This window comes from Dyadobacter sp. HNCC25DJ184 (genome assembly GCF_056895215.1).
Genome location: NZ_JBXHAQ010000013.1, coordinates 23,987 through 44,758, shown reverse-complemented (window position 1 = coordinate 44,758; position 20,772 = coordinate 23,987). Strand labels below are relative to the sequence as shown.

The window sequence follows — 20,772 nt, the reverse complement described above, 5'->3', positions numbered from 1 at the left end:
TCGCAAATCATACCCTCCGTACATAACTATCGTAAATATGTGGTTAAGCAACAAAGAATGGATCGCAGTCGCTTTTATGGCGATTGTTATAGTGCCGGGCATTCTATACTATTTCATCAATCCGCATTATACAAGCAGAATGATCATCAGTCCACAAACTTCGGATACGCTCGAAGTTCGATCCGGAGACCTGGATAACGAAAAGTTGATCATAAAGGTGGATGGAAGCTCCAGCGAAGATTACATGCTGAGACTAAATTTGATTTACAACAATGGAGACAACCGAACGCTGAGTCATTCAGATTCAATCAGGATCCCGGCTGGAAATCTGAATGCAGTTTTTACAAAAAAAATTGATATCGCTCCTCAGCTTAAGGAGGCTCAGATCATATATCAGGCCAAAAGTAGCAGGTCAAGAACCGAGTTAAAATTAGAGGCAGGTCTATTCTGACGTGTCTTCCTCGCCTAATGCCTTTTTTGCCAATTTTTTGTCTTCTTTTTCAAAGATTTCCAGCAGTCTTTCCGATAGCTTTCGTGCCGATTTCTGTATTTTCACTATGGCTTTTTTTGATAGTTTACGGTCATCTGAAAGGCTATTCTGTACAACTTCTGCGATTTTGGTTTCAAGAGAACTTCTGTCGATGCTCATTGGGTTCCTGTTATATTTTCAATGTTATTATAAGGAAATACGAATTGTAGTTTATAGATACAGGTTCACCATTTGTCGCCAGTAACGCGGCCGATGCGCCTCTTCTTCCCATATATACATGTTATGAGGCACGCCAATATTTTGTAACGACGAGCTAAGTTTTTGATTATCAGAAAGAAACGCATCATCCCTGCCGATCACGATAGTTATATCTATATTTCTCAATTGTCCAACCAACTTTTTGTCATTAATCCGGGGCACAAAGTGATTCGGCATATTATAATAGATATTCTCGTCGTAGTATCCGTCAAAAAGATCGGCAAAGTATGGCAGCGGTTGTGTAAGGTCGTATCGCGCACTCATACCGACAATCTTGCCGAAAATGGTCGGATGTTTCAGCCCCAGATTCATCGCATGATAACCACCCAGACTGCAGCCTGCGACTGTTAATTCACGGTTTTTGTTCCGCTTTCGTATGAACGGGATTACCTCCTTTATCAAATATCGTTCGTACTGCATATGCCTGAGAATTCTTTGATGCGGCGGGATATTTGAATAAAAACTCTCCATATCAACACTATCCACACAAAATATCTGAACTTGACCCGAAGCTATTTTCTCGCTCATCGCGTCGATGATTTTCCAGTTTTCCAAGTCATAGAAACGTGCAGAACGGGTCGGGAAAAACAATATGGGTGTTCCTTCATGGCCAAAAATCAACATTTCCATGTGTCTGTTCAGAGCTGGGCTAAACCACTTCTGATATTCCCGAACTACTTCTTCCGAAATTTGAGAGGTTACCATTTTTCAAAGATTACATACCGTGTTGAGTGATTTTTTTACCATTTCTTTCCATACATCATATCCCAACGTGCTGAGATGCAATCCATCCTGTTCGAACAAAAGTTTGGACGGAGTACCCTTTTCGTTCAGCATTGCTTCAAAAATGTCGATATAATGTTGCTGGGGATCCTTACTTATTTCTTCGGAGATCAGCCGGTTTGCTGCTTTGATATTCGAAATGATCTCCCAACGATGTAAACTCGGTTTGATACTGATAAAAAAGCAAGGCACTTTGCCATATTTTTCCCGAATCAGCCCTATCAATTGCCTGTAATAAAGGTATACTTCAATGGGATCACGACCATCTCCCAAATCATTATCTCCCGCATAAATAACTATGGCTTTGGCGGTACTGATCTGCGCAAATATCCGGTCAAAAAACCATGTACAGGCGGCCAAGGTCGAGCCACCAAAACCCAGATTAATCGGTTTTATGTCTTCGAAATCCGTATATAAAGTACCCCAGAGATTTATGCTCGAACTTCCATAAAATACCACTTCCGGCTCATATCGCAGATTTTTCGATTCCTTCTCCACGCGTTGAACTTCATCCTCATACCAGTTCATATTAATTGCAATTAGCGAAACGGTTTAAAATTTGTTGCAGTCCATAGTTTCTTAAAGATACTTACCATATGTGAACTAAATGTTAATCAGGATGTGGCTCATTTTAAGAAATTTTGAAGATGTGGAAGTCCTGATAGACAAATATTGCGGCGGAAGAATGCAATCCTGATGTCCCGTAGTGTTACATTTTAAACATAATAAAATCTTAACCTACAAGCACAAGCGGGGTCACATTGCGGGATTAATTTTGAGAAACCAAACCACCCCATATGATACGGAAGTCTACCCGCAACAGAAGATTTCTCACCCAATTCCTGCTGGCTTTTCTGCTGCTTCTTTCATCAGCGTTTAGCTTCGAAATCTCAGATTCAGATCGAAACGAACCAACAGATTCCTGCCTGAATTGGGAATCGGGCAACATAAGTTCCGGTCAATTCACGGTGCTGACATATAATATCGCTGGCTTACCGGAATTCATATCCAGCGCAGCTACCAAACGTGCTCCCAGCATTGCTGAAATTGGTAGAAGAGTCAACCGATTTGACATCGTGAACGTTCAGGAGGACTTCAACTATACCAAATATCTGTACAATTCGGGCAATCACCATCCATTTCGAACGCAGACCAAGGGCGGGGTGCCTTTTGGAGATGGGTTAAATACATTATCCAAATATCCCGTAAGTCAACTCCAACGCATACCATGGAATAACTGCACCGGCGCTGATTGTCTTACGCCAAAAGGATTTACGTATTCGAGACTGGAAATTGCCAAAAACGTGTTTGTGGATTTATATAACGTACATGCAAACGCCTATAATCATTTGAGCGCGGCGGAAGCAAGGAGAAAGAATATCCTTCAGCTTTCGGAGTTTATCAATGCCCACTCCAAAGGCGAGGCGGTGATTGTGATGGGGGATTTGAATGCGCATTTCGGATATTACTATGACAACGTTCAAAATCTGCTTACTGCCAATTCACTTAAAGATGCATGGTTGACGCTCCTGCATAACGACATTCTTCCAGTCTCCATCAAACAGCTGCCAGCAAGCGATATACTGAATTTGAAAAACGATTCGGAATCCATCGACAAAATCCTATACCGAAGCAGCGACCGGATCAGCTTTATACCTTCTGAATATAAGCTTGAAAACGAGCTGTTTACCAACAATTCCGGCCGCCCGCTTTCTGATCACCATCCGGTAAGTCTGGTTTTTAACTGGAAGCTGAATGACGTACAGGTTGATAAGGATATTCTTGCGGCAAATTAATGAGCAAATGATATAGTGAGAGCGTGTTCATATCACTCATCCTGATTCATCTGGCTGTGATAGGGCGAGTATCTATTGTCGGGATGGCTTCTCCGATGGGGTGATTTGCGGCAAAGTTGAACCCCAATAAATTGGCGATAGTTTGGGCAAATTGATCCTGATATAGCTGCATTTTTGCTTTCATTTCGCCATCGGCGGGTGTATCAGGGCCGAGAGCCAGTAACCATGTTTCGCCAGATTTGGTTGCCCAAAAACCGTGATTTGTCCAATTCTTATTTGTACCCCTGCCGTGGTCAGGATATATCAAAAATGTGGTATTATTTTTATAAAAGTCGTCTGCCTGCATATCCTCCCAAAGCCTGCCGATCATAGCGTCCAGATAGTGAGCAGCATCCAGATAAGAATCGTATCGGCCCGCATGTCCATAGTTATCCGTGTCACCAAAATCAAGGTGAACGACTTTCGGATGTCTGGCTTTGATATATGACTTCGCCAGCGCATAGGTATGAACGTCATCACGGCTTCCATTTCCAAAACGCTCCGGCATATAATGCTGCAACTCATTGGATAACAATTGCATATCGGTCAACCCGACACCTTCCAGACTTTCACCGGGAACATTTACCAACATTTTATTTCTGTTCCTATTCAGTATTCGCGTAAGTGCTTCCCAGGAAGAAAATGTAACTACCTGCCCCTCAAACTCTTCCTGGCGATTTAAAAACTCGAGAATGTTTTCATTGGGATTATCCGGATAATTATTGCTGTTGATTTCGGGGTCAAAATAGCCGCACAATGTTTCGCTTCTTCCAGGGTATGAAAATCTGTATCGGTTTCTGACATTCACCCAATTTCCGTAGTCGCGGTTCCCATATAGTTGCCCCTCGTTCGCGATCTTCGCCCAAAAAAACGGCATCAATTTTTGCCTCCTTTCTTCCTGCGATGTTGCCCAATATTTACGAACCATCGTCGCCTGATCCTGTTTGGTAAATTTGCGGTCAAACAGCAACGTCGAATCTGCCCCATTAAAAAGCTCCTGCCACCGGTATCCGTCGATAGAAATCATCACGATATTTCTGGTCTTGTTCTCTTGGGCATATATGACGCAACTATTAATTACCATCAATACAAAAAACAGGATGATTCTCATGCAACTTCGGTTGATTTGAAAAAGTCAGGCGAAGGTCAATAGATTTTATAATCCCTTCCCATGCAAGAAACGATTGTCTTCCGGATTAGTAGGTTAAGTATTTATTATCGTAGTGTGAATATTAAGATGGTTTTCAAAGCTACGCCACTGGTATTCGTATAGTATTGATATTAAGTCACTTACAAAACGAAGTTCACCATTCGATTTTTCCTTGATTTGAAGAATCAAGCCCTTTCGAGAATCATCGCATCGCTTTTCATCAAGCCAAATCCCGTAGGATCAAAAAACTTAATATTACTTTTCGACAAGTAAAGATTAGATTTATCTCCCAAAGCTATTATCCAATCATCATGAAAGACAAAAAAGCGCTATCCATAAGTCTCACCGAAGTTATACTAAGCAAATTGAGTGAGTCTGGCGGGCAATCGAAAAGCGTAACCAAAGCAGTTACCAAATCCGCTGAAAATTTGGCAAAAAAGATTTCCAAGATTGCTTTAAAAGCCGACAAGAAACTTAAAAAAGCGAAAAAGAAAGCAAAGGCAATTAAGAAGGATGCAGTGGCGGCATTATAATTCAATTTGCCCCAAATTAAACCATAACGTTACCCCCCGATGAACATTGGGTGGGTATTTTTTTGTAACAATTAATAATAATTTCGTCCATGCATTATTCATCCACACGACCAAATTTCTTATAGAAAAAGATTATTCTTGACGACATAAACTGCAGGGAAAAAACTATGAGCAAGAAATATCTGGTCAGTGTTTCTTTAATGACGTTTATCATCCCTGTGGTTGGACTTATCGCAGAATACCTGGCTGATAATGTAGCGTTATCTTTCCAGCTATTCTGCAAATGGTTCATTTTTTCAGCGGTAGGGCTTCGGCTCTTCGTTGCCGGACTTCAGCAGTCGATCAAACCTGCTTTTACAGCTCAGGAAATCTTTCATATACACAATCCTGAAAGCTCTCCGATTGTTCGGGAGCTGGGGTTTGCGAATTTTTGCTTTGGCCTCGTCGGTATCATTGCACTTTGGAAACCTGAATGGCGAATGGTGAGCACATTCGCCAGTGGTATTTATTTTGGTATAGCAGGGTTGCAACACATGATCAAAAAACCCGTTAGTGCCAATGAAAAATTCGCGCTATGGACTGACCTGTTGATCTTCGCAGTTCTGTTGACTTATTTCATTCAATATGGGCTTGGTTAACAGGAACCGGCCTTCCAAAACAAGCATTGTTTCACACGTGGTGTGCCTCAGGCTGGCGACGATCTGTCAATGCCAGCATCAAACTGAATATCCCCACCAGAAAAAGGCTCACAACAAGCGGGATAACACTGGTTGCCATAAAATTGTTAATAACTGATCCGAGGGTAGACCCGATGAAAAAGAAAAGGGTTCCGTAAATCGCGGAAGCCATTCCCGCCATATGGCCCATTTGTTCTAAACTCAATGCACTACTATTGGGTTCGATGGCCAGATTGATAGCCATCAAAAGGGCAATACCCGTAAAAAATACAAATATGGCAGGCGGATCGCCAAAAGTATATGTATATAGAAGTAAAATAGTAGCGATCATCGTATAAATACCAAGCAGCCATTTGATGGTTTGGCGAGCGCCGAATCTGATCGAAAGCCGGGAATTTAAGAGCGAGCATAAAGACATGAGCAACCCAATACCAGCGAAAATCCAGGGGAACATTTCCGGCTTGTGATATATCTCTCCAACGATATGCTCCGAACTTGCTACGTAAGAACTCAACGCCATAAAAAGCAGGGTTGATATACCTGTATATCGCAGAAAAATCCGGTTACTTACAATACTGCCAGCGGCTTTTACGCCACTTCTCCAATTCAACTTCACGCGCTGCTCCAGAGGCAACGACTCTTCCAGACGTAACGACCAGACAAATACAAAAACTGCAAACAGCGGCGGCGTCAGAAATACCGACTGCCAAGTCGACATTGATAGTATAGCTATTCCCAAAAAGGGCGCTATGATCGGTGTAAAAAGGAATATCGTGAAAACTAGCGACATGATACGGGCCATCTGATCCCCGACAAACCGATCCCGAACGCCGGCAATAGTAGTCATCAATACTGCTGATGCCCCTACTCCGGCCAAAAATCGAGCCGCAAGCATAACCGGTAAGTTTGGAGCAAAAGCCGCAGCTAATCCGCCAATAATATATAGCGGAAAACCAATCTTCAATATGGGAAGCCTTCCGAAACGATCAGAAAGCACGCCAAAAATAATTTGGGCTATCTGGCCCATGAAAAAGAAGGAAATAACTTGCGACGTTTCCGTAGACTGAGGGTCCAGGCCGAAATGAATTCTGAGAGCACCCAAAGCGGGAAGCATGATATCAATGCCAAGAGCTGTCAGGGTCATTGTGCAGGCAGACAGTGCAATGAACTCGGTTGGTTTCATTTTCATGAATAATACGGATAGGTTTCCTGGTGGCGGGACAATATCTGGGTGCAAATCTAATGAAGGGGAGATAAAAACAAACGGTGTAATACGGACAACCTCAGGTGTTGATACGGACAAGAGCAATCACGTTTTCTAAATAAAAAGTAATCAATCGTTCCCAAACGAGACCCCGGTTACCCTCCTCGGGTCTCCGGAATTACGCCAATTTCGCCCTCATTTTAAAAATTACACTGCTATTCTGCGATTTATTTTCAAATTAACTAGCGTTAATGGTACGATCATCGTATATCATATCAAAAATTAATTTCTAAATAGAATTGACGATGAATTTTAAAGAAAAAAATATCCTGGTTGTCGGCGGGAGCTCCGGGATTGGCCTGTCACTGGTCCACCTTTTAACTGAAACCAATGCTAATATTTATACGATCTCGCGTACAAAATCCATGGCTTTACCCAAGAGTGTTCAACAGCTACAGGTCGACGTGACCAGCAGCATGGAATCTTTACGGTCCTTTCTACCAGATCAGTTGCATGGCCTCGTCTACTCCGTTGGCAGTATCAATCTAAAACCGTTTAACAGGCTCACGACCGATGATTTCCTGAATGATTACCGGATCAATGTTTTGGGCGCGGCGCAGGTTATTCAGCAGTCGCTTCCGCAATTAAAAAGTGTATCAGGAGCTTCGGTTGTACTCATCAGTTCTGTTGCGGTTAAAATCGGAATGCCATTTCATGCCAGCATATCTGCCGCAAAAGGTGCTGTTGAGGGTCTCGCGCTATCGCTTGCCGCCGAACTCGCCCCTCACCGGATACGCGTGAATGTAGTAGCCCCGTCTCTGACAGACACTCCGATGGCTCAGCAATTACTGAGTTCTCCGGAAAAAAGAGAAGCCTCCGCAAAAAGACATCCAATTGCAAAATATGGTCAGCCCGAGGATATTAGCCGTGCCATTGCTTTTTTACTTTCAGAAGACAGCAATTGGATCACGGGACAGGTAATTGGCATTGACGGTGGCTTGGGTAAACTAAAATCTATATAACATGGCAACAATCAGCAGCACGCAGATTTCCGAAATGGAGAAACAGTTCAGAATAGAATTAATAAACAGCCTTTTAGGATTTAAATCTTTAAATCTCCTCGGAACAATTAGCGATGAGGGAATTAAGAATTTATGTTTGATCAGCTCCGCTTTCCACCTCGGTGCCAATCCGCCATTGCTTGGACTGGTGATGCGCCCCCAACGCGAACATAACGATACCCTTCGAAACATTAAGGCGAATGGGCGGTATACATTAAATAACGTGTTGCCGCAATGGTACAAACAGGCGCATCAAACCAGTGCCAGTTATCCATCAGGGGAGTCCGAATTCGAAATCTGTGGATTTGAAGAACAGTATGTCAGCGGTTTTCAGGCTCCGTTTGTTTCGCAATCTTCGGTGAGTATCGGATTAGAACTTCGGGAGATTATCCCAATGGAAATAAATGGAACTACTATTGTGGTTGGTGAAATAGTTCAAATAATAGCCGATGATGCGATCCTGGGTCAAGATGGAACGATAGACCATATTGCTGCAAAAACTGTGACGGTCGCAGGACTGGATTCCTATTTTCTTCCACAGGCAATCGGCCGGCTGTCTTATGCAAAACCAGGTATTGAACCAAAAGAGCTGAACCGGCCGAACTGAACCATCGACGGAGGCACGATGAGTAGGATGCCTTCTTCATCTGAAATGATCTCATATCAGCCTTTTCCATCAAATAATCAAGCTTGTTGAGTAGTATGAAGTGGAAAATCAAAGGAGGTCGCGAATATGGTAATGGCCGATTTTATTGGAATGCTTTTTTAATAGTGGATTTGCAAATTTAGAATATAAAAGCATTGGAAGACAACATACCAGTAACGGTAAAAATTTTCCTGGCTCCCCTATTCTTTTAACTACGATTGAAGTCACGATTTTCAAATAATCAGGCAAATGAAGATACTGCTTACAGGAGCGACAGGATATATTGGCAAACGATTATTGACCGTATTGCTGGAAAAGGGGCATCATGTCGTGTGTTGTGTGAGGGATAAAGGGCGTTTTCCGACAGGGGGTATCTATTCAAATTCCGGGATTTCGCTATATCAGGTTGATTTCCTGAAAGAAAATTCCAGTCGCGAGGAGCTGAAAGATATAGATGCTGCATATTATCTTATCCATTCCATGAGCTCTAAATCTGGCGATTTCGAAAGAATGGAAACACTTTCTGCCCAAAACTTTATGGCATTGGTTTCCAAAACCGGTATTAAACAAATCATTTACCTGGGCGGAATTGCAAACAGTACTGATTTATCGAAACACCTTTCATCCCGAAAAAAAGTAGAACAAATTTTGGCCAGCGGCGGAATTCCTCTTACTGCGATCAGGGCAGGAATTATCGTGGGCTCCGGAAGTGCGTCATTTGAAATTATCCGTGATCTGATCGAAAAACTGCCTGTGATGATCACACCCAAATGGCTCAATACCAAGAGCCAGCCCATTGCGATTCGTAATATCCTGGAATACTTGTCAGGTGTCCTATTAAAAGAAGAAACCTTTAATCGATCCTTTGATGTCGGTGGCCCTGAAATTCTGACTTATAAGGAAATGCTTTTGCAATTCGCCGAAATCCGCGGATTGAAGAGGTGGATCATCTCTGTGCCAGTTATGACACCGAAGCTATCTTCATACTGGTTATATTTCGTCACTTCGACTTCCTTCAAACTCGCTTCCAACCTGGTGGACAGCATGAAGGTAGAGGTCATTCCGGAAAACAATGACCTTGAAAAAATGCTTGATATTAAACCCGTTCCTTACAAAGAAGCCGTGGCGCTGGCGTTCCAGAAAATTGAACAGGACAATGTCGTTTCAAGCTGGAAAGACTCATTTGCTTCCAGTTACGTAAATAGCTATATGCTCGAACATATCCGCATTCCGAAGGCTGGCTGTTTTACAGACAAACGCCAGAAAGAAATTACAGGAAATGTTGAAAAAGTAGTTGACAACATCTGGTCAATCGGCGGTAGTCGTGGGTGGTATTATGGAAACTGGATGTGGCAGTTGAGGGGCTTTATGGATAAGATGGTAGGAGGAGTGGGACTGCGTCGCGGCCGGACTAACGCCAATACCATTCACATCGGCGACACGCTCGATTTTTGGCGTGTATTAGCAGCAGACAAGTCTAAACAGCGATTGCTTCTGTATGCTGAAATGAAGCTGCCCGGTGAAGCCTGGCTAGAATTCAAAGTAGTAAGAAAGGATTCCAAAAGCTATCTCCAGCAAACCGCTACGTTTCGTCCAAAAGGTTTGCTGGGACGATTATATTGGTATTTAGTACTGCCGTTCCACTTTTTTGTTTTTGAAGGAATGATTAGCAACATCGTTGGCTATATGAGTAAGATTGAACCTATAAACGGAAAAACCGATCCGCCATTAGTTACTGACTGAGTAATACTAAGTCGGCTTCAAATTCATTCTCGTTAAAATAGTCAAGCAACGTAATATCCTAATCCAAAATTTCAGCACCTCGTTTAACGCCATTTACATATATAAAAACTACGGCTGCGCCGCTTCTCGTTTTTGCCAATTATACGCTGCTACCGAATTTTTCCAGAAGTACTTTTCTGCAATGTTATGGCCTTTTTCCATAAAATAAGCACGCACGAGTTTCAGCCCTTCTTCGAATGGCAGCCACTGATCGCTGTTGGGCCAGTCGCTACCATATAGCAATCTATTCTCTCCGAAGGTTGAATAAAGCTCCTCCAAACGAGCGCGATAAAAATTCAAATCCGTTGGGATCTGGCCATTGACTTTCCTTAAAACCTCGGAAATCTTGATATACACTTTCGGTCTTTGAGCGAGCGCTCGCAGGTCGGCTTCATAGGACTTTTGAATTTCTTTGTTTGCCGGAATCGCCATTTGGGGCAAATGATCTATTACAACTTTTAGATCAGGAATAATGTCGGTAAGCTTCACAATCGCAGCCAGAAGCGCCGGATTCGGATTCGCAGAGTCTAGTACCAATCCATTTTGCGCAAGGATTTTAAGATCCGAAATAAATCCGGGATTCGCCACCTGGCTGGAAATATCATAACCCCATATGTTGCCATATCGAATACCCCGAAAAAGCGGATTCTTTTGAAAACGTTCTAGGTGCTTCGCGAAATCCGGCGTACCAGGTTTGATATTACCAATTACCCCAACAATAATTTTATCCTTCTCCGCGACCTCCAGAACCCACTGGTTATCCTCAATCCATGGACTGGCTTCGACCACAATCGCGCCTACAACCCCAACGCTTTCCGCAATGCCGCGGTAACGCTCTGGAAGCGCAGGCTTATAAAGCATTTTATCGGTTTTTTCTGGCCAGGGTATTCCCTGAGGACGATTCGGATCGAATAAATGTATGTGGGTATCGATTATCGGAATTGGCGCATTTTGTCCCCGACTAACCGACGGAAGGCCAGCAACCAGGGAAGCGCCGGCTGATAATGCAAGAAATTCTCTCCGGTTCATGGACGAATAAATTGTGATAATAACCAATTACGCTTCGAATCGCGATTGCGCTCAAAGTTTATAAATATCAGATCAAACCCACTTTGTAACAATGTTTACTCGCCTGTTGGCATAATTCTCTTATTTCAAAATTGGAGCAATAACAATTCTGGATTAAATTGAGAGAAGAGAGATTTGCATAATTTCTTAATCGATTTTTAAAGCCGTGAGTTGTATAAGTCCATATCTTTATTTTTAATTTAACTAAACCTGTCAAATGATAGAAACAAAAGGTTATGCTGCGCAAACTCCGTCAGCAGACTTAGCACCATGGAATTTTGAGCGCCGAGAAGTGGGTCCTCACGATGTACAATTTGATATTTCATTTTGCGGGGTATGCCACTCCGATTTGCACCAGGTAAGGAATGAATGGTTCCCGGGGATATTCCCGATGGTTCCCGGCCATGAAATAGTGGGCCGTGTTGTCAAAGTAGGAGATCACGTAAAGAAATTTAAAGTAGGTGACCTGGCCGGAACCGGTTGTATGGTCGATTCTTGTCAGGAATGTGAGAACTGCAAAAGGGACCTTGAACAGTATTGCCTGGAAGGAAACACGCAGACTTACAACGGTTTGGAACGTGATGGAAAAACACCTACATACGGCGGCTACTCAAACACGATTGTAGTAAGAGAAGAATTTGTGCTGAAGGTATCAGAAAAACTGGATCTGGCCGCGGTAGCTCCATTGCTGTGTGCAGGAATCACAACATATTCTCCTCTGAGACATTGGAAAGTGGGAAAAGGTCATAAATTGGCTGTCCTGGGTCTTGGTGGATTAGGTCATATGGGCGTCAAGTTTGGAGTGGCTTTCGGTGCAGAAGTAACAGTACTTAGTACATCGCCGAAGAAAGAAGAAGATGCCAAAAGACTGGGGGCGCACAATTTTGTGGTCACTACCGATGAAGCTCAGTTGAAGGCGGCAATTGGTACCTTCGATTTTATATTGGATACTGTTTCGGCCGAGCACGATTTCAATATGTACCTTTCCTTACTCAGAACAGATGGTACCCTGATATGCGTCGGTGTCCCTCCAAAAGCAGCAGAAATAGCAGCCTTTAGTTTGCTAGGAGGCAGAAAAAGTATCGGAGGTTCAGGAATCGGTGGTATAGCCGAAACGCAGGAAATGCTTGACTTTTGTGCAGAAAATAACATCGTATCTGATATCGAACTCATTGATATCAAAAACATTCAGGCCGCTTATGACAGGATGGAAAAAGGCGATGTTCGATATCGTTTTGTGATTGATATGGCCACCTTGTAATCAGTCCATTCAATTAAAATAAAGACAGGTCAGGATATTTGCTTTCATAAACATCCTGACCTGATTCTGTATCCATCAAACTCACCGCATTATAAAGGCGAGGCAGCTACGACTTGCGCTTCCTGCATTTGCTTCCACCTTTTGTGCGACCAGAGCCAGTTAGACGGAGCCCTTAGAATATTATCCTGAAGTAATTGATAGTAGGACTTTGTTACCTCCATTGGCTGGCACTTTTCCGCATCTTCAGTAACAACATGAAAAGTATACTCATAATGAAACCGCTCCGTTTTTAGGCACTCCAGATACAAGACAGCGACACCCGAAGCTTCGGCAAGTCTTTCAGCCCCGACTTGGACATTGGTTGATTGATCCAAAAAGTTGACAGAATTTTTGATACTGCCAGGAGCAGGCCGCTGATCCGCTATCACCAAAACCATCGACGGGTCATCTTTTTTCTTCAGGGCGGAAAGTGCTCCCCGGAAAAAGTATTTTTTAGGAATCAGAATGATACCGTATAACGATCTCAATTTCAGTATATAACGGTCAATCAGCTTGTTGGAAAGCGGGGTATAGGCGGTATAAGTTTTGAGAGCCTGGATTCTGGGAAGGTTTATAAGATATTCCCAGTTACCGCAATGTGAAGACAGTGTAACTACATTTTTTCCACGGTCAAAAAATCTACCAAGTATTCCAATATTCGTGTATCTGGCAAGCTTCTCTCTGGTGGAATTGTCAACGAGGATAAATAGCAATGGCTCTACAATCAGATCGCCCATATGACGGTAATATTCCCGGGCATAAACTTCTATTTCATCCTGACTTTTTTCAGGAAACGACTTCGATAAATTATCAATAATCACATCGAACCTGTATCGAAATAACCTGTATGTGAAGAAATAAATTAGAAACGATATTGCCGATGCGATAGCAAAAAGAAGCCTGACGAACAGGTTATGAGGTGTTACTTGTGGTGCCATGACAGTATGTGTGTTGAGCTGGTATTCATTTGAATTTCATAGAAACATCACCTTTTTCATGAAATATATTTATTGTATTATTCAAAGATACTAGGCCAGACAAAAACTTTCCACTACTTTGCTCCCATCCCTCTTCGCTACTCTTTAAACGCCCAAATCTTAAAAATAATTCTGTAATATTAACTAATGGAGGTTAATAATTTGTTGCGTGTTGGACAATTAACGAATGGAAAACGAGTCTAAAATCACTGTATTCGCCATTTTGGCTATTCTATAAAAAATACCATCATTGCCTTTGAGTCGATGACCGCCCCTTTTGCGTCAACACTTTGGTCATCCGAGATGCATTAAATTTGATAATCAGGTATTTCATAGATCAATAGTTCTGAATCCTGACTCCAACTTCCACCCGTCGATGTTGGATGCAAGTTATTAAAATGAATTAGAAAAATACAATCACCACCGAAACCATTAAAAAAACCGCTTGTAACCACTTTATACATTTTTTGTTCATCACATTTTCACGACTGTAAGAAGCCGTAACCTTTACCTCGATTGCAGCGTTAAGTTCGTTTTATATCAATAAGTGATATTCAGAGAAAATGTAAATTGTATTTTTAGTTGATATTTCTGCTATATCCAAAGACTTTGGTTTAATTATGAAATTCAAACATTTGAAAGCATTTTTTTACCAAGTATTAAGATTGCTTTCTCCTAAGTCTTACTTCACACACGTATAAAATCAGATTTCCAAAAATGGCATAGCGGCCACTTTCAACTTTTTATACGCCGCGGCATGGCTGGTAAGATTGAAATTGCGATTGAGGCCGCTGGGATTTGGCAACACCCAGACGTTCGATCCTTCAAACAAATCTTCCTGAAGACCCCAGTCAATTTTCTTTTTTCCTGAAAATGCAGCATATGCCATCTTGCCCAAGAATGCAATATAGTGAGGTTGATATATCGCCATTTTTTTTCTAAAAACGTCCTGTGACATTGCAAAATCATCCCTTGATAACTCATCCGCGCGAACAGTGGGCCGTCGAACAGCTATTGACAGGCCGTAGCCATATTTTAATGTCTTGATCGTTGTTCGCATCAATTTCACATGGAGTAAACCCCGCAAGATGAAGTAGTAATGCGTTGCTTGAAGCATATCGAACGGGTGCGGAAAGCGCCGGAGCCAACTGTAAAGTCCTTTATATATCCCGGCTAAAGTTTGATGTAAATCTCTCGGATGCTTACAAAACCGGCCAGACAATGCTGCTTGAACGAGACCTCATCGAATCTCAGGAACTTATTCAATGGGCCGATCACGTGGTGATGGCATATCCCAACTGGTGGGGGTACATGCCCGCCATCACTAAAGGTTTCATTGACCGCGTATTCCTGCCCGGTTTCGCCTTCAAAAACCACTCTGGAAAAATATTCCCTGAAAAACTCCTGAAGGGAAAAAGTATACGATTGCTGGTGACGATGGATACGCCAACATGGTGGTTCTATATCATTTACCGCGCTTCCCAATACCAGATCCTTAAAGATATCGTGTTCGGCTATGTCGGTTTTGATCCGATCCGTTTTTCCACTTTCGGATTCATCAGAAAATCAACCGATGAGCGGCGGAAAAGCTGGTTAATGAAAGTTCAACAATTGGGCAAACGACTTATTTAGTCGCTACAAATTTCATTTTGTCAAACAGTGCTGAAATCACGAACCAGCAAAAAGGCTTCGAAATACAGTGTTATCTAGTTGATGGCAAATTGATATGACCCGGTATGAAGGTGTCTTTAATTAGGCTTGAATTAATCTTTCTAAGTAATGATTCGATTGAGCGCTGGCGCTTAAACTGTCACTCGATTCCGCTAAGACGCCAAATGAATACTGATAATTTTTTAAGCAAATACGAAAATTTACAGTAAAAGGAGTTTAGAATAGTCTTGGAAATCAATATATCCGTAGTATTCCGGATGTCAACAATTCACCTGTTTGATTCAATCTTCATGAAATTCCCGATCTTAATCCCAATAATCTTTTTCCTCTTTCCACCCGCAGCGTTCGCTCAACCGAATGGATCTTTAAAACTTTGGTATAAAAAACCCGCAGATAATACCTGGACGGATGCGCTGCCCGTCGGAAATGGCCGATTGGGGGCAATGGTTTATGGAAATCCTGAAAAGGAAATTATCAAATTGAACGAAAGCTCGGTTTGGTCAGGCGGTCCGAACCGTAACGATAATCCTGACGCACTAGCCGCACTACCAGAAATCAGAGCTCTGATTTTTGAAGGCAGACATGCCGAAGCGCAAAAACTTGCAGCAGCGAAAATTGAATCAAAAACAACCAACGGGATGATGTATCAGCCTGTTGGAAACCTGAATCTTATTTTTCAAGGCCATCATTCCTTCACGAACTATTATCGGGAACTCGATATAGAAAAGGCTACGACAACAACATCCTATGATGTTGATGGCGTGAGGTATACCAGGCAAGTAATTGCGTCTGTCCCCGATCAGGTAATTGCGATCCGTTTGACAACAGACAAACCTGGAAAACTTAGTTTCACCTCTTTTCTGAACAGCCCTCAGAAAGGCAACCGGAAAATCGATAAATCGGGAAAGCTTATATTCTCCGGCATAAGTGGTGACAGAGAAAAAATAAAAGGGCAGGTCGCTTTCAATGCGCATGTAAAAGTGATGAATGAGGGAGGAAACCTGAGTAGTACGGACACTTCGGTCGTGGTAAACAAAGCTAATTCGGTTACCATTTATATCTCCATCGGTACCAACTTCGTGAATTACAAAACGCTGACGGCCGATCCGCAGGCCAAAGCTGACTTGTATCTGAACAAGGCGGCCAAGAAGTCATTTGAAAAGGTTCTTGCTGATCATATCCTTTCATATCAAAAGTATTTCAATCGGGTAAAAATTGATTTAGGAACAACAGAAGCAGCCAAACTTCCGACGGACGAAAGAATTGCAAAATTTGCTTCCGGCAATGATCCGCAACTCGTTTCGTTATATTTTCAGTTTGGAAGATACCTGCTTATTTCTTCGTCGCAGCCCGCCACAGCCGGATTGCCTGTCGGTCAGCCCGCCAATTTACAGGGACTCTGGAACGAGAAAATGGTTCCGCCATGGGGTAGCAAGTATACGATCAACATCAATACAGAAATGAATTACTGGCCTGCTGAACTGACTAACCTTACAGAAATGCACGAGCCTTTGATTCAGATGGTGAAGGAGCTATCGGAAACCGGGAAGGAAACAGCAAAGGTAATGTACGGCGCAAACGGATGGGTTGCGCATCATAATACTGATCTCTGGCGGATCACCGGACCTGTTGATCCTATTTTTTATGCTATGTGGCCGATGGGTGGCGCTTGGCTGAGTCAACACGCCTGGGAAAAGTATCGATATTCAGGAGACAAAACTTATTTGAAATCGGTATATCCGGCAATTAAAGGAGCTGCCCAGTTTTTTGTCGATTTTCTCGTCGAAGAGCCTGTTCATAAATGGCTGGTTGTGACACCAAGTATGTCACCTGAAAACAATCCTTCGACACGGCCCGGTGTCACGATTAGCGCAGGGAATACGATGGATAATCAGATCGTATATGACATTTTCACCAGTACCCTGAATGCCGCAGAGGCGCTTGGAATTGATGCTGAATTTGTAAAAATTCTTAAAGAAAAACGCTCAAAACTTCCACCCATGCAAATCGGCAAGTTTGGGCAGTTGCAAGAATGGCTTGAAGATCTGGACAGCCCGGAGGACAAACATCGCCACATTTCACATCTCTATGGTCTCTTTCCGTCCCATCAGCTCTCAGCCTATCGTACTCCCGAGCTTTTCAGTGCTGCCCGCACTTCGCTGGAACATCGGGGAGACGTTTCAACAGGTTGGTCAATGGGCTGGAAAGTAAACTGGTGGGCGCGGTTGCTGGACGGAAATCGCGCGTACAAGCTCATTACCGACCAACTTTCTCCCGTCAATGCGGCTGGTAAAAAAGGAGGAGGCGGCACCTATACCAACCTTTTCGATGCCCATCCTCCATTCCAGATTGACGGTAATTTCGGTTGTACTGCCGGAATTGCAGAGATGATTATGCAAAGCCATGATGGTGCGATCCACTTGCTCCCTGCCATCCCTGATGTCTGGAAATCAGGCAAAATTAGTGGAATACGATCACGCGGAGGTTTTGAAATTATCTCCCTTGAATGGGAAAACGGTAGAGTTTCGAAGTTGGTCATTCAATCCAAATTGGGAGGCAACTGTCGACTAAGATTGCCTAATAGCCTGAAAATGAATGGACAGGTACTGCAGACAGCGCAGGGCGATAATTCGAATGGATTTTATAAAACCGAAGATATCAGCCAACCGCTGATCGCACCAGGCGCGCCGATAAACAGGTTGCCTTTGAAGGAAACGTCTCTTTACGATTTTAAAACGAAAAAGGGAAAAACATATACATTAACCTGGTAATCCATTATCAAGAATAACCAAAAGCATGAACAAGAAAATTATACTGGCATGTGTCATTACAGCTTCAATGCTGGTGACTTGCCAGGTAGCACGACAGAACTCAGCCGATAAAACCATGAGAACTACAGCCGCTTCGGTGGACTCAGTTCCTCTTTTTACTGCCAATCCTTCGCCGGCTTTTTTAACTCCCGAACAGAGTCTGAAGACCTTTAGACTGCCGAAAGGGTACCATCTTGAGTTGGTGGCAAGCGAGCCCATGATCCATGAGCCGGTTGCCATTGCGTGGGACGGGAATGCAAGAATGTATGTGGCTGAATTGAACACATACATGCAGGATATTGAAGGAAGTAACGAACATGACGCGACAAGCAGGGTAATGTTGCTGGAAGACACTAACAATGACGGCAAAATGGATAAAAGTTCTGTCTTTATTGACAAGATGCTTTTGCCAAGAATGCTGCTCTGCGTCGGCCACGAATTACTTGTAAATGAGACAGATACCTATGATATATATAGTTACAAAGATTCAAATGGAGACGGGGTTGCTGATATAAAACGCCCTGTTTACACTCCCGGAAAAAAAGCACCGGGGAATCTTGAGCATCAACGTAGCGGACTTGATTGGAATGTTGACAACTGGATATACATGGCAGTTGACGCCGTCCGGTTTCGTTATAAAGATGGTATTCTGAAACCTGATTCCATCCCGAGCGGATCAAGCGGCCAATGGGGATTGACACATGACAATTATGGACGACTTTATTTCTCATCAGCAGGTGGGGAAGTTCCTGCATTGGGTTTTCAAATTAATCCCATTTACGGCAGAATGGAATTCAATGACCAATATTCAGAAGAATTCAATCAGGTTTGGCCTATCATAAAAACGCCGGACGTGGAAGGTGGGCTAAAGCGATTGACAGCAGACACAACTCTCAATCATTTTACTGCCAGCTGCGGCCAGGTTATTTTTCGGGGAGACCGATTGCCGAACGATCTTAACGGAGATCTACTGATCAGCGAACCCGTGGGACGTCTGATCAGACGTGCGAAGGTGATCAATAAAGATGGTAAAATCACACTTGAAAACGCTTACAAAAACGAGGAATTCATCGCTTCAACCGATATGAATTTCAGGGTAGTGAATATGTATACTGGCCCCGATGGCTGCCTCTATCTGGTGGATATGAACCGTGGGATTATTCAGGAAGGCAACTGGACCGGGCCGAACAGTTATCTTAGACCACAAATCAAACGTTTGGGGTTGGATAAAAATATTCAGCACGGACGCATTTACAGAATGGTGTACGACGGAATGGAGCCAGGACCAAAGCCCCGGTTATTAGACGAAACCTCAAAAAAACTGGTAGGATTCCTGAACCATCCAAACGGCTGGTGGCGCGATAATGCTCAGAAAGAATTGATTTTAAGAAACGACAAATCCGTAATTCCAACCTTAAAATTAATTGCGGGCGGAAAAAGTAATGAGCTCATCAAGACTACTTCGCCACTCGCGAGACTACATGCATTATGGACATTGGAAGGCCTGGACGCTTTGGATAAAACTACAGTCGAAAATGCCCTTAAGGACAGTGATTTCCAGATCAGAAAGGCTGCGATTGTTTTTAGCGAAACCTACTTGAAAAAGCAGGACGAACAAATCATCGAACAACTCGCTTCACTAAAAACCGACGCAAGTCCAGATGTCAGAATGCAGCTGGTTTTGTCGTTGTCGTACAGTAAATCGCCGAAAGCAAAGGGTCTCATCAATGAAATTTTAACGGCATCGGCCGCAAATGAAGTGGTTGCCCGAGCGCAAAGAAGCATTGACAAGAATGAAGATGTCAAAAAGTTCGGACTGCGGCTAGGCCGTTTGGAAGAAGGAGACCGAAAACTGGTATTGGAGGGAGCTGTTATTTACAAATCACTCTGTACTACCTGTCATGGCCCGGATGGAAAAGGAATTATAAGTAAAACGGCCCCTCCGCTTGTTGGCTCAAAAAGATTGGGACGAAACACAGACGCGTCAGTTCGCATTTTGCTCCATGGACTTTCCGGTCCTGTTGACGGGCAAACATACCCGAGCGAAATGCCTTCTATGAAGGACAACGACGATCAATGGATTGCCTCAGTTGCTTCCTATGTGAGGCATGAGTTTAGCAACGCACCGCCAATAAGACCAAATGACGTGAAATTGATAAGAGAGCAAACAGCAGAAAGGACCAAGGCATTTACGCTGGACGAATTGGTAGTCAAATAGTAAACCCTGTAGGCATAAAATGCTACACTTTCCAAAATATTAAACTTGATCTAAAAAGGCATAAAATTGTAGATATGGACGCGCCGAGCCAGATTTGAGAGCTCGGCGTTTACTTTCCCCCCCCCTCACGAATATACCGGGCAAGCCTTCTTTCACAGAAACTCAATAGCGCGTTACGAGAATCAGCGAAGAGGATGAGCCGGTAACGACTTCGGGACCGTCCCAGTCTTTTTTTGAAGCTATTATTAGAGTGCTTTCGTTTCAATCACGGCCAAATCGTTGATCAGTCTTCCGGTCGACTTGCTTGTA

At 43.1% G+C, this 20,772-nt stretch carries 19 protein-coding genes; 11 read left to right on the top strand and 8 right to left on the bottom strand.

Features of this window, described 5'->3' with window-relative positions; all coding sequences use genetic code 11:
* The first annotated feature begins 37 nt into the window (after window positions 1–37).
* Window positions 38–451 carry a hypothetical protein gene (locus AC1XUD_RS18880; protein ID WP_483362602.1) on the top strand — a complete coding sequence of 138 codons (414 nt, stop codon included), beginning with the start codon at window positions 38–40 and terminating at the stop codon, window positions 449–451.
* Here the strand turns inward: AC1XUD_RS18880 and AC1XUD_RS18875 are convergent.
* The 3 genes from AC1XUD_RS18875 to AC1XUD_RS18865 are packed head-to-tail and all read right to left on the bottom strand — an operon-like array spanning window position 443 to window position 2,059.
* Window positions 443–649, bottom strand: a complete 207-nt coding sequence (locus AC1XUD_RS18875) for a hypothetical protein (protein ID WP_483362601.1) — start codon at window positions 647–649, stop codon at window positions 443–445. The two genes, AC1XUD_RS18880 and AC1XUD_RS18875, sit on opposite strands and share 9 nt — an antisense overlap.
* 51 nt (window positions 650–700) lie before the next feature.
* Window positions 701–1,453 (bottom strand): esterase family protein, encoded by a 753-nt coding sequence (locus AC1XUD_RS18870; RefSeq protein WP_483362600.1) that lies wholly within the window; start codon window positions 1,451–1,453, stop codon window positions 701–703.
* Window positions 1,454–1,456: 3 nt separating this feature from the next.
* Entirely contained in the window at window positions 1,457–2,059 is a 603-nt protein-coding gene (locus tag AC1XUD_RS18865) for a GDSL-type esterase/lipase family protein (protein WP_483362599.1), read from the bottom strand.
* A gap of 269 nt (window positions 2,060–2,328) precedes the next feature.
* Between AC1XUD_RS18865 and AC1XUD_RS18860 the strand changes: the two genes are divergently transcribed.
* Complete coding sequence (locus tag AC1XUD_RS18860) at window positions 2,329–3,327, top strand: endonuclease/exonuclease/phosphatase family protein (RefSeq protein WP_483362598.1); 999 nt, start codon at window positions 2,329–2,331, stop codon at window positions 3,325–3,327.
* 46 nt (window positions 3,328–3,373) lie between these two features.
* Here the strand turns inward: AC1XUD_RS18860 and AC1XUD_RS18855 are convergent, their stop codons facing one another.
* The gene (locus tag AC1XUD_RS18855; RefSeq protein WP_483362597.1) at window positions 3,374–4,477 is read right to left on the bottom strand and encodes an alkaline phosphatase family protein; all 1,104 of its coding nucleotides are present in this window, start codon (window positions 4,475–4,477) and stop codon (window positions 3,374–3,376) included.
* Between the two features lie 350 nt (window positions 4,478–4,827).
* On the opposite strand from AC1XUD_RS18855, the gene AC1XUD_RS18850 reads away from it, so the two are divergent.
* Both AC1XUD_RS18850 and AC1XUD_RS18845 read left to right on the top strand, forming a co-directional pair.
* Window positions 4,828–5,049, top strand: coding sequence for a hypothetical protein (locus AC1XUD_RS18850; RefSeq protein ID WP_483362596.1), 222 nt, complete (start codon window positions 4,828–4,830; stop codon window positions 5,047–5,049).
* A gap of 167 nt (window positions 5,050–5,216) precedes the next feature.
* Window positions 5,217–5,687 (top strand): DUF6790 family protein, encoded by a 471-nt coding sequence (locus tag AC1XUD_RS18845; RefSeq protein ID WP_483362595.1) that lies wholly within the window; start codon window positions 5,217–5,219, stop codon window positions 5,685–5,687.
* Between the two features lie 31 nt (window positions 5,688–5,718).
* On the opposite strand, the gene AC1XUD_RS18840 is transcribed toward AC1XUD_RS18845, so the two are convergent.
* On the bottom strand, window positions 5,719–6,915 hold the full coding sequence (locus AC1XUD_RS18840) for an MFS transporter (protein ID WP_483362594.1): 1,197 nt from the start codon (window positions 6,913–6,915) through the stop codon (window positions 5,719–5,721).
* 320 nt (window positions 6,916–7,235) lie between these two features.
* Between AC1XUD_RS18840 and AC1XUD_RS18835 the strand changes: the two genes are divergently transcribed.
* The 3 genes from AC1XUD_RS18835 to AC1XUD_RS18825 all read left to right on the top strand — a co-directional run bounded on the left by AC1XUD_RS18835 (window position 7,236) and on the right by AC1XUD_RS18825 (window position 10,380).
* The gene (locus tag AC1XUD_RS18835) at window positions 7,236–7,952 is read left to right on the top strand and encodes an SDR family NAD(P)-dependent oxidoreductase (RefSeq protein ID WP_483362593.1); all 717 of its coding nucleotides are present in this window, start codon (window positions 7,236–7,238) and stop codon (window positions 7,950–7,952) included.
* A 1-nt stretch (window position 7,953) separates the two neighbouring features.
* A complete protein-coding gene (locus AC1XUD_RS18830; protein ID WP_483362592.1) occupies window positions 7,954–8,598 on the top strand; it encodes a flavin reductase family protein in 645 nt (214 codons plus the stop codon).
* A gap of 288 nt (window positions 8,599–8,886) precedes the next feature.
* Window positions 8,887–10,380: an SDR family oxidoreductase gene (locus AC1XUD_RS18825; protein WP_483362591.1), complete on the top strand. Its 1,494-nt coding sequence runs from the start codon at window positions 8,887–8,889 to the stop codon at window positions 10,378–10,380.
* Between the two features lie 108 nt (window positions 10,381–10,488).
* On the opposite strand, the gene AC1XUD_RS18820 is transcribed toward AC1XUD_RS18825, so the two are convergent.
* Complete coding sequence (locus tag AC1XUD_RS18820) at window positions 10,489–11,448, bottom strand: amidohydrolase family protein (protein WP_483362590.1); 960 nt, start codon at window positions 11,446–11,448, stop codon at window positions 10,489–10,491.
* 256 nt (window positions 11,449–11,704) lie between these two features.
* On the opposite strand from AC1XUD_RS18820, the gene AC1XUD_RS18815 reads away from it, so the two are divergent.
* Window positions 11,705–12,748, top strand: coding sequence for an NAD(P)-dependent alcohol dehydrogenase (locus AC1XUD_RS18815; RefSeq protein ID WP_483362589.1), 1,044 nt, complete (start codon window positions 11,705–11,707; stop codon window positions 12,746–12,748).
* An 89-nt stretch (window positions 12,749–12,837) separates the two neighbouring features.
* Here the strand turns inward: AC1XUD_RS18815 and AC1XUD_RS18810 are convergent, their stop codons facing one another.
* Both AC1XUD_RS18810 and AC1XUD_RS18805 read right to left on the bottom strand, forming a co-directional pair.
* A complete protein-coding gene (locus AC1XUD_RS18810) occupies window positions 12,838–13,725 on the bottom strand; it encodes a lysophospholipid acyltransferase family protein (protein WP_483362588.1) in 888 nt (295 codons plus the stop codon).
* A gap of 742 nt (window positions 13,726–14,467) precedes the next feature.
* Complete coding sequence (locus AC1XUD_RS18805) at window positions 14,468–14,881, bottom strand: uracil-DNA glycosylase family protein (protein ID WP_483362587.1); 414 nt, start codon at window positions 14,879–14,881, stop codon at window positions 14,468–14,470.
* On the opposite strand from AC1XUD_RS18805, the gene AC1XUD_RS18800 reads away from it, so the two are divergent.
* The 3 genes from AC1XUD_RS18800 (at window position 14,869) to AC1XUD_RS18790 (ending at window position 20,463) form a co-directional block, all read left to right on the top strand.
* Window positions 14,869–15,396: an NAD(P)H-dependent oxidoreductase gene (locus AC1XUD_RS18800; protein ID WP_483362586.1), complete on the top strand. Its 528-nt coding sequence runs from the start codon at window positions 14,869–14,871 to the stop codon at window positions 15,394–15,396. The genes AC1XUD_RS18805 and AC1XUD_RS18800 overlap by 13 nt on opposite strands.
* Before the next feature lie 329 nt (window positions 15,397–15,725).
* On the top strand, window positions 15,726–18,206 hold the full coding sequence (locus AC1XUD_RS18795; protein ID WP_483362585.1) for a glycoside hydrolase family 95 protein: 2,481 nt from the start codon (window positions 15,726–15,728) through the stop codon (window positions 18,204–18,206).
* A 25-nt stretch (window positions 18,207–18,231) separates the two neighbouring features.
* Complete coding sequence (locus AC1XUD_RS18790) at window positions 18,232–20,463, top strand: DUF7133 domain-containing protein (RefSeq protein ID WP_483362584.1); 2,232 nt, start codon at window positions 18,232–18,234, stop codon at window positions 20,461–20,463.
* Window positions 20,464–20,772 lie beyond the last annotated feature (309 nt).